Consider the following 11921-nt stretch of genomic DNA (forward strand, 5'->3'; position numbering starts at 1 on the left):
CAACCGCCGCAGTAATCTACAGTTTCTCACTAGCGACACAAGTATATCCGGATTTCGCCGTTTCATGTCGCAAACATCTACGTTGCATGCATTCATGGCAGGCTTCTGCCATGCTGACGCCATTCCATGGACATGATGCAGGACGCGGGGCGCAGAAGCCCACAGTACCCAAACATGCCCGTCATCGGCTCAGACGCTTGCATCACAGCGCCCTTTTGGGTATGCTGGTCTCATCGATTCTGAGGAGGTCGGAGCATGGAGAACCTGCCTGTTATCATGCGTGGAACCAAGGTCGTCCTGACGCCTGCCTGCCGCGAAGACGTCCCGGCGTACTTGCGCTGGATCACGGACTCTGAACTGAACGTCTTTCTCCTCAACTACGGCAAGGTATTAACACTGGAGCAGGAGTATGCCTGGTACGACGACGTCGTCGCAAAAGCCGCCAGCCACCACCTGGTCCAGCTGGCCATCCGGCTGGCCGGCGACCAGAAGCTCATCGGCAACTGCAGCCTGCTCGACATCAACAACAGGGAGGACACCGCCGAGGTCGGCATCCTGGTGGGCGAGAAGGAGTATCAGAGCAAGGGATACGGCAGTGAAGCGCTGTACCTCCTGTGCCGCTACGGGTTCGACAAGCTGAACCTGCACAGCATCCTCCTGCGGCATCTGTCCATCAACACGCGCGGCGACAAGGCCTACCGCAAGATCGGCTTCCGGGAGTTTGGCTGCTTCCGCGAGTCCGTCGTCCGCGACCGTGTGCGCTACGACATGGTGTACATGGACCTGCTCGAGTCTGAGCTGCGTAATCCGGCTGCAGGAGAAGGATGACACTCCGCGAAGACCTGCTCCGGGAGTTCTGCCCGCAGAACGCGCTAGAGCTGGAGCGCGACCTTGCCCTCCTGCATCGTTCGAAGGGTGGACGGGGATTTGTCGACGCCATCACCAGATTGCAGGAGTTCGTGGGAGCAAGTACGGTGAGCCACTACCCATGCGCCACCACATGCCAGGGGTATGTCGTGCCGCGCCCCTGGAACCTCAAGGACGGCTTCCTGCGCCTGTCCACCGGCGAGTGGCTGGTCCCCGACCTGAGGATGGCCCCCATCGGCGGCATCTTCCTGTCCGGGGCAAGTCACGGCATCGAACGTCTCCGCATCGTCGACGTTGGGTCCGGAACGGAGGACGCCGATTACGCTCAATCGGTCAAGGGCTGTGCCGTCCTTGCCACGGGCAAACCTCCGGTCATCTACCGCGAAGCAGTCGCCAAGCGCGGGGCGCGCTGTGTCATCACGGACTTCATGCCTGCGCAGGACGCCCGCATCGGCCGGACGCCCGAGGAGATGCCCGACACCGTGAACTATGCCTCCTTCGGCTCCGAGGTGCAGGGCGAGGGCTTCGGCTTCAACGTCAGCCACCGTACGTTCAAGCATCTGCAGGACATGGTCGGGAAGAAGGTCGTCGAAGTCGACGCCTTCTTCGATGCTGACGCCGGCACGGGCGACCTGCAGGTGCTGGAAGCTCACGTGGGTGCGCCGGGAGCGCAGAAACCCATCCTCCTGCTGGCGCACCTGTGTCACCCCCGGCCGGGAGCGAACGACAACGCCAGCGGGGCCACCCTGCTCGCCGAACTTGTGCGCGTCCTCCACACCGTACCGCTGGAGCGCGAGGTCATCGCCCTGTGGATGCCCGAGTTCTATGGCACAATCGCGTGGCTTGCCGACCAGAAACCCAATCTGGCATGCGCCATCAACATCGACATGGTCGGCGAAGACCAGACGAAAACCGGCTCCACCCTGGAAGTCACCGCGACCCCATGGTCACTGCCGTCGTTCATTGCGGACCTCATGGCCGTCAACTTGACCACTCACGACTTCCGCCTGACGCTCACCGGGTTCACATGGGGCTCCGACCACGCCATCCTCAACGATGCGAGCGTCCACGTCCCTGCTCTGTCGCTGACCCAGTGGCCCGACCGCTTCTATCACTCCAGCGACGACACGCCGGACAAGTCCAGCGTCCAGTCATTCGAGTGGGTGGGCCATGGCGTTCTGGATACTCTTGCAGATCTTGTCTCCGGCATCCCGGAAGAGCGCGCCGCCGCCGTCGCAGCCCGCATACGTGAACAGGGACTGGCAGACAGCGTACGGCACAACGACCCATTGATACGGGACTGGGTGGCTCGGCGTACCCGTGCCGCACTCCTCACGCTGCAGGAGACCACCGACACCCCGGTCGTCCGCGCTGAACTGGCTGCGGCGGGCACGACCGCTCCCATGCCAGCATTCCAGCCAAGGGTCCCGATCATTGGCCCCATCGAGGAGGTGTGGATGACCCCGGAGGACCTCCAGTGGAATGACCGTCTGATGCGCGATTTCCCCTGCTGGTACAACCTAAAGGGAGAGGTAGTCAACTTCATCCAGCTGGACGTAGAACGCGAAGACGCCCTGAAACTGGCCACCGCGGAATTCGACGCGCCAGCCGCCGCCGTCCACGCAGCACGGCACTATCTCGACCTTCTGACAGGAAAGGGGTACCTTCTTCCATGACCACGCAACTCTCAGGACCCAGCATCGCGCAGGGGGCGCTCGTCGTCCTCATCGGCCCGTCCGGGTCTGGCAAGTCGACCTTTGCACAGCAACACTTCAAGCCGACCCAGATCGTGTCGTCCGACGCCTGCCGCGCCATGGTCGCCGACGACGAAGCGGACCAGGCTGCGACCACAGCCGCATTTGCGGTCCTGCACTGTATCGTCGAACAGCGTCTGCGCGCCGGCCGCCTCACGGTCGTCGATGCCACGAACGTGCAGGCAAAGGCACGCCGGCCACTGCTAGACCTCGCAGTCCGCTATCACCGTCCGCGTATGGCTATCCTGTTCGAGCTTCCACCCCAGGTGTGCAAGGAGCGCAACCGGCAGCGGCTGGACCGCGTCGTAGGCGACTTCGTCGTGGACCGCCAGTGCGCCCAGGCACCCGTCAGCGAGGGTGTGTTGAGTCGTGAGGGATTCGACCACGTCATCGTGCTACATTCCGCGGAAGAGGCAGACGCCTTTGGAATGCCCTCTCATCCCTCGCCGACCCTGTGGCGCGACAGAGCCGGCTCCTTTGACGTGATCGGCGACCTCCACGGGTGCTGTGATGAACTCCTCTCACTGCTCAGGATCATGGGCTACAAAGTTGAGAATTCGAGCGCCCTGATTCCCCGCATTACGGCGCCAGAGGGTAGGACGGCGGTTTTCGTCGGCGACTTCGTGGACCGTGGACCCGACAACGTCCGCACGCTCCTCATCGTCATGGCGATGGTCCGTTCCGGCGCTGCCCTTGCTGTACCTGGCAATCACGACGACAAGTTGCTCAGGGCATTGCAGGGATCTCCGGTCAAGATCAGTAACGGACTCGACCATACACTGCAGGAGCTAAGCGCGGCGGGCGAGGAGATGCAGGCGCTTGTCCGCGAGTTCCTGGACGGACTGCCCTCACACCTCATCCTGGACGGCGGCAACTTGGTAGTCGCACATGCAGGCCTGCCCCAGGACCTCCACGGCATCGACTCGCCGCGGGCCCGCGACGTCGCGCTGTTTGGCTCCCCGACCGGCCAGCGGGACGAATTCGGACTCAAGGTCCTTGCCGACTGGGCACATGCATACGAGGGCGACGCGGTGGTCGTCTGGGGACACCTGCCCGTCGCCGAAGCGACATGGGTCGGGAACACGATCAACATCGACACCGGCTGCGTCCACGGAGGTGGTCTGACTGCACTGCGCTATCCCGAGCGCGAGCTAGTCAGCGTACCCGCCGCGCGCGTCTACTCCTCGCCGATCAAGCCTCTGTAACAGACATGAAACCACCCCTGTTGTTAGTGTAACAGATATGGAACCGTCCCGAATGTTACAGGGCAGGGGTACCTGGTGACAGGCGCCACACGCGGCATTGGCGCAGCCATAGCGGAAGCTCTTGCCTATATGGGGGCGACGGTCGGCGCCGCTCAGTAGTGCCTCTGGCTCATCAGCGAGGAGTTGACGGGCCTGTCTGCGAGATCTGGCACGTAGCCGGCGCCCGCAAAAGCGTGTAGCTATCGGTCGAACAGGAGCTCGGGAGCCGTGGGAATCCTGGGCAGCTCCAGCAGTTCGTAGTCCGTCGCGTTGACCGTCACAAACCCGCACCGCTGGTAAAGGGAAAGGGCGTTCCGGTTCTCTGTCTCGACCTCGATGGTGATCCATTGGCTGCCGCTGTTTTGCAGGCCGCGGACAATGGCCATCAACATCTGTCGCCCGATGCCCTGTCCCTGCATCTCGGGCCGCACTGCGAAGTGGATGATGAACGCGCGGCCGTCGCTGACGGCCGACTGGATGACCCCGACGGGCCGCCCGTCCTGCGCCGCCAGGTAGGTCGTCCGCGTAGGGTCCTTCATCAAACGCACGAGAGCCTGTTCCTCTTCCCCAACCGGCTGTGCAAACGCTGACGCAACAATCGCCGCCATGACCGGCACATCCTCAGTACCTGCAGGCCGGAGTTCCACTGGGTCAGGCATGGTCTCGAACGAAGGGACCCGCGTCACATCGAGGTCCATCGTGTACTCGCTGTGGGAGTGCCGCGTTCCCGTTGCACGAGCGAACTCGGCGCCCTCTCGCGACTCCTGCGGCACGGCGAGCAGGAGTCGCCTCACTCCGCGTTTCTGGCACTCCCTCGCCACGGTGCGCGCCATGATACGCCCCATGCCCCTCCTGCGGAAATCCGGATGGACGAGGATACTTGCCTCGACTTTCGAGGGGTCGCCGTAGCCGTACATGCCCGCGAACCCGACAAGCTGTCCGTTCTCATACCAGAGAACGTCGCTGGACGACCCCTCACACCGTGTCTCCAGCGTGCCGAAGTCCAGCCGGGCCTCCATCGAGTAGCCATCTCTCGCCTCGCAGGCGCCCGCAAGAGCCCGAATCTGGCTGACCTGCTGCGTCGAAAGCCATGTTGGTATCATTATGCCATCGTCGCCAGTCGACATGCGATCCTCCAGTGTACGTCATGAATCCGCCGCGTGCCCTGCAGCGGTCCGGGACTTCAGCCACCGGGCCGACTACTTCGCTCTCAGGCTGTCCAGGGTGGGTTTCGCCTCGGGGCAGAACCCAAAGAACCCGTTGATGCTCTTGCACTCGTTATATTCGCCGCACTCGGCGCAGGTGGCGTAACCCTTGTCGTGGGCACACGCCCTCACGTCGCAGACGGCACAGTGCGAGAACAGTCGCGGTCCAGCCGACTGACACCCGTCACAGACAACGTCTTCAGGCTTGACCTGAATGCCGTAGCCTGCCGACCATTCGGCGGCCGTCTTCTCCTGCAGTGCCCTGTCAGTCATCCTGCCAGCCACATATGCCGGACAAGTCGTACAAACGAGACCACACGCTGCAATCATCTCCATGTCCCTCTCCTTTGTCTGCGAAGCTCCTGTGGTGGTGCGCCCTGCGCAAGTTTCTCATCCAGTATAGTGTCACATAGGGGAAACGCCACGCCCGTGCAAGAAACGACGAACGATGTGATGAGTATGACCGGCGGCTCACGCCCCTTGGGGTGGAGTCGAGTCCAGGAAACTCCCGGTAAGCGTTCGACTGAGAGCCGGGATTCCCGGCTTTCCCCAAAGATCAGTGCGGTCCGGGGAGGCGCAGCGACGCGTGGTCCCAAGGAACCCGAATATGTCATTGGCAGCCTTGTTGACGTGTGCGGTCGACTGCCACTTGTATGCACCGGTGCGGGTCGTGTGAGGCAGAGTCTAGGCCTTGCCCTCGGGCACGAGAAGGACGTGTGCATCGTCCGCGTCCGGGACGATGAAGTAGTGCTCGCGAATTGGGTCGCTCATGGGTTTGTTCCACAATTCCTTATGGGTACATTCTGATCCGCATGGCACCGGACCCGCATCCCCGCCCACAAGTTGAAATGATCTCCACAACCCTCTCCTGTTCCGACGGCGCAGTGAGTCATCTCACCCTACTCTGTCCGACTAAATAGTAGTACACCGCTTGTCACAGAAGATGCCACACGCGCAAGCTCCCCGTCCACTTGATCTCGTTCGCCTACGACTTCTCATATTGGATATGATGACGGTTCAAGCAAGAATTCTCAAGAATAAGTGTCTGGTTACCATATAAGGGGGGTATTGGGCTCAGTTCCTTTGCGAAGTCTTTTAATATTGTCCCTCAAAGCAAACACCAAGAAGGATGCCCCCAACAAAGCGAAGATGGCGTAGTATACTGGAAAAAAGATGTACATCAAAACTACCAGGACCCACGAGAATACTAAGTTAGACAAACTCGTTTTCTTGGTCACAAGAAAGGTGAGCAACAAGACAGGGAAAAAGCAGACAAAATACCGTGGCCCTATGAATGCAAGAGTCGCGCCATAGAAAGTAGAAGCGCCCTTTCCTCCTTTGAATCTAAGAAAGATCGAGAAGACCTGTCCAAGGGTGGGGAGCAATGCGACAATCACAATCTGCCAGTGACTCGACAAGAGCGTCTTGGCCAAATATGCTGGCAAAAAGCCCTTTGAGAAATCGAGGAGTGCCGAAACAACCCCCCATTTCCAGCCAAGCGCCCTTGAGACATTTGTCGATGAGGCAGATTTTGAGCCAATCGTCCTTATGTCCACTCCCTTCAATTTGCCTACCAGAAAACCAAAAGGAATAGAGCCCAAAAGATAGGCGGCAATCGAAAGCACAATGAACACGGTCATCCCCTTGCCTTCATCGTTTGGCAAATCTTCCTATTCACCGGAGTATCAACGTTGAATCGCTCCCCAATTCTTACGACTGCACCGTTATAGTAATCAATTTCGTCAATGTTGCCTTTTTCCTTCCCTCCTCTCCCTTTCGCAATTGCTTTGGCAATCCGCTTTCTGAAAAGGCTCAGAAGGGGTAAAGGAAGAGAGCTAAGCAAAGAAGCATACAGACGTATTGGATACTGGTGCAAATTCAAAAATCTTCCTCCACTTTCTTTGACTGTTCTTGCATACTCTCTCAACGATTCAATTTCTTCCTCGAAAACCTTCTTGTCTGCAAAACCCTCTTCAATGGTCAGCCCGTACGAAGAGGAAGACATTCCCAACAGATTCGTAAAGAGCTTCGAAAACTCCATGTTCTTGACATTTTCGGATGCAATTTCCTCGGCTTCAAGTTCGGCCTCGAGGAAAAGTCCTCTTAGGTCCTGTATCTCATCAGGCCCAAACGCCACTCCGAAAGCCAATCTTATTGGTTCAAAATACGAAATCACCGTATTCTCAGCGGTTTTTTCCATGGAAACGGGGTTAAACAGGCTAACCCTTATTATTCTGATCCTTTGGGCGTTGGAACCGAACATTCTCCCAAGTTCGGTTCTTGCCTCTTCCGCTGCAAAAACACCATTTTGAGACAAGATCAAGTCAGGAGGGTTTTCTTGTTGTACTCTTTGGTAGTAGTACCTCACTGATGGAGCAACGGGATTTTTCGTTGTCAGAAGAATAAAATCCGGGGCAGTTTCCTTGGTGAATGCATCTTCTTCAATGACATCACATTCAAATCTTGTCGGCTTGCTCCCTTGCCTTGCAACAAGGACTTTGCCGTCCTTAATATTGTCCATTTGCACATGCCTTGCAACTCCCAGTATTTGAGCAGAGTTCCGCATCTCATAGGCAAACAGCGTCCCCGTCCTGCCACCAACTCCAACAACAGCAATCTTCTTTGTCATGTCACTATTGTATCAATGGGGGAGCGTTTTCAGTGGTCATTGCAGCAGCTACTTCGGAACATTGCCCCCTGGGAAGAAGGGTACGGATACTCCCTCCTTGATGCTGCGACATGTCCGTACATTACGCTTCAATTCTTGATCGTGCGCCGTTGCTCCGGTCGACGATAGAGGGAATTGCTCGGGCAGGTCCGGGGCTTGCCTTCGGGGCTTCTCGACCACTGTGACGCTTGTAATAGGGTGACATGGCAAGCAGTTTCCGACGGATGAATGGCCGTGCGATAGGCACGAACAGCTTCTTCCATCCCAAGGTCTTCCGCTGCAGCGCCAGCGTCTCGTCAAAGCTGTGGTGCTGGTAGTGCAGCAGCTGCTCGCTCTCCTCGGTGTCCATGAAATCACAATGGAACGGTGTCTGCGAGAACGCCGACTCAGGCAGCATCCCGATGCCCAGCGCGTCGAACGAGCGCTGCATGAACTGCCGTCCGGTCACCTGGCAGGACGGGCCGCCCGCGACCATCAGCGTCTTTCCTTCCAGTCCAGACAGCATCGCTGCCGCAGCAACCGCCGTGCCAGCGTCCATGGGCGCAAGGTACTCCATGCGGTCGTCCATCCGGACCTCAAACATGAGAGGGTCCAACTCACCGAATTCGATGGGAGGAACGGCACCGAACCGGAGGATGACCCAGGGCAGGCCCGACGCATGCAGCATGTGCTCGCAAGTCAGCTTGTGGTAAGCGTAGTCCTCGTATGGGTGCAGCTGCTCGTCAGCCTTCCGCGGAGGTGCGAGGTGTTGTGTACGACCGTACAGAGCGATGGAGGAGCTGAAGACAATGCGCGGCCTGCGCCCCGAGGCGAGCGCGGCCTGCAGGAGATTCCACGTGCCGCCGACGTTGATAGTCTCAGCCCACGCGGGACGCTGCTCGCTCTTCGGCGGGATGATAAAGGCCAGGTGGACGATGGCATCGACACCCTGGACGGCCCGTGCCACGATCTCCGTGTTTCGGATGTCACCCCATGTGATTTCGATCTTGCCGGCATAGGGCCGGGCTTTCCACTTCGACATACGCGACGGGACATCCAGACATCGGACGGTCGCTCCACGGCGCAGCACCTCATCGACGGCGTACGTTCCGACGTTCCCAAATGCACCCGTTACCAGGACCTTCATGGTTTCCTCCCACCCATGGACTCCATGAGCATGGCCAGTACGCGCTGCATGAGTGCCCCCCAATCCTGGCCTTCGGGGTCCAGGATGCCCTGGAGCAGCAGCCCCAGCACGACGCTGAGCATGAGGGTCGCTGCCAGGTTCGAATCATTCACCTTCAGACTCCCTTCGGACACGCCGCGGTCCAGCACCTGCTGGAAGAACCCCTGGTATCTGCGAATCATGTCGACAGTGCTGTGTGCCACTTCGGGATCTGCCTTGGACTTGGCCCAGAATTCGAGCAGGATGTTCCACTTGGCGCCAGCGACGTGATAAATCCCGTTCACTCCTGCCGCCATTGCCGCAACCTGCTGAGGCACAGATTCACCGCCGGTTTGCGCTGCAGCGAACTGCCCATCGAGCTCTGCCAGCCAAGCATTCAGCAGTGCCACAAACGCCGACCCCTTGCTGGGAAAATGATGATAGAATGCTCCCTTGCTGACACCGGCGGCGCGACAGATGCTGTCGACGCTCGTCACATCATAGCCGTGTTCAGCAAAACTCTGCTCAGCGGCCGCAAGGATACGGCTTTGTGTCCCCTGCGAACGTTCTTCCTGTTTCACGGTAACCCCCAATCCTTCGGCCTCAGCCACACAAACCGACCGGTTGGTCTTATTGTCGCCTGATGAAGGCGGCGGTCAAGCCCGATGATGGAGACGCTGTTCGCAGATGCGGTCGGTTTCTGTAAAGGAATCCTCAGTGCGGGCGCAGGAAGAGGTACCAGCTGGCGACAGCCACTGCCTGCAGGGCGACAATAAGCCCGAAACGCTCGAGAAAGGTTTCCCTGCTCGTCTTGTGGTGAAAGACCCGCATGCCGAGGAGCGCTCCAACGGTACCGCCGGCAAACGCCAGTGTCAGCAGGACCTTCCCCCAGTACACGGGTTGCTCCGGTCCCTGCAATCAGCTTGTCATAGCCATAGGTAAGAAACGTGATGCCCATGACGGCCAGCACCCACGACTGCACCCAGTCGAGTGCCGGCAGGTAGCCATGCAGCAGAAACATGCCCATGACGGCCAGCCCCAGCGTGAGAACCAACGCTCCGATCACGGTACGACGACGGGCACGGACGACGACAGTCACTGCCCTCCGTGCTCCCCACCGCCCAGCGTCTACCGAACCCTAGCTGCCAGAGCCTGCACGGTAAACGAATTGTCGATCAGACTGACTATGATCATCCTTGCGCTCCTCTGCTCACACTGACTCGACGTGCAGGCGCTCCAGACCATGATACGAAGCTCCCCGTCACGTGCAACGTGACGGGGAGCTCGCCGGCGTCTTCAGAACAGGGAGGTGACGCCGTCGGCAGAGACGGAATGGCAATTAGACAGAAACGTCTACGAGGACGAAGCTCCCGCCCGTTGCCGAAGCAAGGGAAAGCGCCTTGGTTTCCCAGGTCACTCGTCCCTGGTCTCCTTGCTCCAATAGGGTCCCGTTGAGTGAAATGGATCCGGATGTCACATACAGCAGGACACACCGGTCGCCCGTGATGGGGTACTCAAGCACAAAGGCTGGAGAAAACGTCGACAGCGAGACGGAGGCATCGGCATGCAGCGTCACCGCACCGGGCTGTCCCTTGCCAGAGGCCACCGTCAGCAACCGCTCCTGCCGCGACATCTGTGTGAAGTCCTTCTCTTCGTGCGATGGTATCAGCCCGGGCTTGTCCGGGAAGATCCAGATCTGATAGTATCAGGCCGGATCGCTCTCCTGGTTCTTCTCCATGTGCCGCGTCCCCGTACCGGCAGAGATGCGGTGTACCTCGCCTGCATGGACAGTCGTGCGCTCCCCGGCATCATCGGTGATGGTCAGTTGCCCCACCAGCATGATCGTGACTATCTCCAGCTCCTCGTGGAGATGCATCCCGAAGCCTTCCCTCGACTGGATCAAGTCGTCGTTGAAGGCGCGCAACTTGCCCAGGCGCACGTTGTCTGGCACATACCACTCGCCGTATGAGAAGAGCCAATAGGCCTGCATCCATGACAGGTCGACAAAATGGCGTTCCTGTGCCGGTATGCGGGTGACCACGTCAGACCCCCTTATGACAACCGTACAAAACCTGCAGCGTACCCGATCCAGACCAGCCAGGATCTCTCCCTCAAGGCCGTGACAGAGCAGACCATTTCGCTATGATTCTTAATGATGCAATGACTCACACGTTCACGATGATTCCTATATGATGCAATACGCAAGTGCCAGGATGCGCACCACTCTGGGGTGGATTGCTTCAGGTCGTTCGGGGAGCCTTCTTCTTTCTCCTGCCGGCGACCTTGTAGCGCAGCCACACCAGGCCCTCACCCATTGTCTCGGCGCTGACAAGTGCGAGAGGAATGACGCCGTCGGGAGACGCCAGGTCTGGCGCGCGGAACATGGAGCGCTGCGACGTCCCACCCACCAGCGCGGGATGCACGAGGATGCTGACCTCATCGACGAGCCCCGCGCGGAGGAGCACGCCGTTCAGGATACCGCCCGAGTCGACGCGCACAGTTTGGATGCCGTAGCGTTCGTTCAACTCTTCCAGTGCGGCTCTCATGTCGACCTTCTCGGGTCCAGCAACGATGAAATCGACCCCCACCTCGGCCAGGTACTGCAGATATTCGTCCGGCGTGCTGTCTGAGCAGATCGCCACGCCCCCTCGCCAGTAGGGCATCGCCAGCCACGTCTTCCAGCAGCGGACGCGCCCCCGACCGTCCACGATCGCCAGTAATGGACGTGTGTCGGTCGGGAGGGCGACCTGTGGTTCCCAGGGACCCTTGTCCCGTGCCGCCGATTCGGGAGCCGCCAGCACCGTTCCCGAACCGACCAGTGCGCAGTCCTCATGCCATCTCCCAGCGAGGTCGTACAAAACCCCGACGTCGGCTTCAAACCAGTCGATACGTCCGTCCGCGCTCACTGCATTGTGTATGATCACCCGAGGCAACATATGGCACCCCTTGTCTGCTGACTGCATCATACTGCAGGAGTGGAAGCGGTCAACGTGGCGACGCGTGCGAATGCATTGACACCCATGAACGTCGATTTTCCCA

The 11921-nt window shown here is 59.3% G+C and carries 13 protein-coding genes; 3 read left to right on the forward strand and 10 right to left on the reverse strand.

Features of this window, described 5'->3' with window-relative positions:
• The first annotated feature begins 255 nt into the window (after window positions 1–255).
• The 3 genes from SMC1_RS06625 to SMC1_RS06635 are packed head-to-tail and all read left to right on the forward strand — an operon-like array spanning window position 256 to window position 3826.
• Window positions 256–828: a GNAT family N-acetyltransferase gene (locus SMC1_RS06625; RefSeq protein ID WP_119085990.1), complete on the forward strand. Its 573-nt coding sequence runs from the start codon at window positions 256–258 to the stop codon at window positions 826–828.
• Window positions 825–2543 carry a DUF4910 domain-containing protein gene (locus SMC1_RS06630; RefSeq protein ID WP_119085991.1) on the forward strand — a complete coding sequence of 573 codons (1719 nt, stop codon included), beginning with the start codon at window positions 825–827 and terminating at the stop codon, window positions 2541–2543. The genes SMC1_RS06625 and SMC1_RS06630 overlap by 4 nt, the downstream gene beginning before the upstream one ends.
• Window positions 2540–3826, forward strand: a complete 1287-nt coding sequence (locus SMC1_RS06635) for an AAA family ATPase (protein WP_119085992.1) — start codon at window positions 2540–2542, stop codon at window positions 3824–3826. Before SMC1_RS06630 ends, SMC1_RS06635 begins: the two co-directional genes overlap by 4 nt.
• A gap of 239 nt (window positions 3827–4065) precedes the next feature.
• Here SMC1_RS06635 and SMC1_RS06640 read toward each other — a convergent pair whose 3' ends face one another.
• The 10 genes from SMC1_RS06640 to SMC1_RS06685 form a co-directional block, all read right to left on the reverse strand.
• On the reverse strand, window positions 4066–4992 hold the full coding sequence (locus tag SMC1_RS06640; protein ID WP_119085993.1) for a GNAT family N-acetyltransferase: 927 nt from the start codon (window positions 4990–4992) through the stop codon (window positions 4066–4068).
• A 72-nt stretch (window positions 4993–5064) separates the two neighbouring features.
• Window positions 5065–5406, reverse strand: coding sequence for a DUF3795 domain-containing protein (locus tag SMC1_RS06645; protein WP_119085994.1), 342 nt, complete (start codon window positions 5404–5406; stop codon window positions 5065–5067).
• A 713-nt stretch (window positions 5407–6119) separates the two neighbouring features.
• Entirely contained in the window at window positions 6120–6710 is a 591-nt protein-coding gene (gene plsY, locus SMC1_RS06650; RefSeq protein ID WP_119085995.1) for a glycerol-3-phosphate 1-O-acyltransferase PlsY, read from the reverse strand.
• A complete protein-coding gene (locus SMC1_RS06655; RefSeq protein ID WP_119085996.1) occupies window positions 6707–7699 on the reverse strand; it encodes a ketopantoate reductase family protein in 993 nt (330 codons plus the stop codon). Before SMC1_RS06655 ends, plsY begins: the two co-directional genes overlap by 4 nt.
• A 121-nt stretch (window positions 7700–7820) precedes the next feature.
• Window positions 7821–8864, reverse strand: a complete 1044-nt coding sequence (locus SMC1_RS06660) for an NAD-dependent epimerase/dehydratase family protein (RefSeq protein WP_119085997.1) — start codon at window positions 8862–8864, stop codon at window positions 7821–7823.
• The gene (locus SMC1_RS06665; protein WP_165849288.1) at window positions 8861–9463 is read right to left on the reverse strand and encodes a TetR/AcrR family transcriptional regulator; all 603 of its coding nucleotides are present in this window, start codon (window positions 9461–9463) and stop codon (window positions 8861–8863) included. The genes SMC1_RS06660 and SMC1_RS06665 overlap by 4 nt, the downstream gene beginning before the upstream one ends.
• Before the next feature lie 133 nt (window positions 9464–9596).
• Window positions 9597–9779, reverse strand: coding sequence for a DUF1294 domain-containing protein (locus SMC1_RS06670; RefSeq protein ID WP_165849289.1), 183 nt, complete (start codon window positions 9777–9779; stop codon window positions 9597–9599).
• 442 nt (window positions 9780–10221) lie between these two features.
• Window positions 10222–10515 carry a hypothetical protein gene (locus SMC1_RS06675; RefSeq protein ID WP_119086000.1) on the reverse strand — a complete coding sequence of 98 codons (294 nt, stop codon included), beginning with the start codon at window positions 10513–10515 and terminating at the stop codon, window positions 10222–10224.
• Window positions 10516–10587: 72 nt separating this feature from the next.
• On the reverse strand, window positions 10588–10923 hold the full coding sequence (locus SMC1_RS06680) for a pirin family protein (RefSeq protein ID WP_119086001.1): 336 nt from the start codon (window positions 10921–10923) through the stop codon (window positions 10588–10590).
• 199 nt (window positions 10924–11122) lie between these two features.
• The gene (locus SMC1_RS06685; RefSeq protein WP_207799343.1) at window positions 11123–11818 is read right to left on the reverse strand and encodes a RibD family protein; all 696 of its coding nucleotides are present in this window, start codon (window positions 11816–11818) and stop codon (window positions 11123–11125) included.
• Window positions 11819–11921 lie beyond the last annotated feature (103 nt).

Origin of the sequence: Candidatus Cryosericum septentrionale (assembly GCF_003570995.1) — a bacterium.
GTDB lineage: Bacteria > Caldisericota > Caldisericia > Cryosericales > Cryosericaceae > Cryosericum > Cryosericum septentrionale.

Bases quoted from the DNA above. Each gene is read 5' to 3' on its own strand.
- SMC1_RS06625 (WP_119085990.1), top strand. From the start codon at position 256: ATGGAGAACCTGCCTGTTATCATGCGTGGAACCAAGGTCGTCCTGACG.
- SMC1_RS06630 (WP_119085991.1), top strand. From the start codon at position 825: ATGACACTCCGCGAAGACCTGCTCCGGGAGTTCTGCCCGCAGAACGCG.
- SMC1_RS06660 (WP_119085997.1), bottom strand. From the start codon at position 8,864: ATGAAGGTCCTGGTAACGGGTGCATTTGGGAACGTCGGAACGTACGCC.
- SMC1_RS06685 (WP_207799343.1), bottom strand. From the start codon at position 11,818: ATGTTGCCTCGGGTGATCATACACAATGCAGTGAGCGCGGACGGACGT.
- SMC1_RS06675 (WP_119086000.1), bottom strand. From the start codon at position 10,515: ATGTCGCGGCAGGAGCGGTTGCTGACGGTGGCCTCTGGCAAGGGACAG.
- SMC1_RS06640 (WP_119085993.1), bottom strand. From the start codon at position 4,992: ATGTCGACTGGCGACGATGGCATAATGATACCAACATGGCTTTCGACG.
- SMC1_RS06655 (WP_119085996.1), bottom strand. From the start codon at position 7,699: ATGACAAAGAAGATTGCTGTTGTTGGAGTTGGTGGCAGGACGGGGACG.
- SMC1_RS06635 (WP_119085992.1), top strand. From the start codon at position 2,540: ATGACCACGCAACTCTCAGGACCCAGCATCGCGCAGGGGGCGCTCGTC.
- plsY (WP_119085995.1), bottom strand. From the start codon at position 6,710: ATGACCGTGTTCATTGTGCTTTCGATTGCCGCCTATCTTTTGGGCTCT.
- SMC1_RS06645 (WP_119085994.1), bottom strand. From the start codon at position 5,406: ATGGAGATGATTGCAGCGTGTGGTCTCGTTTGTACGACTTGTCCGGCA.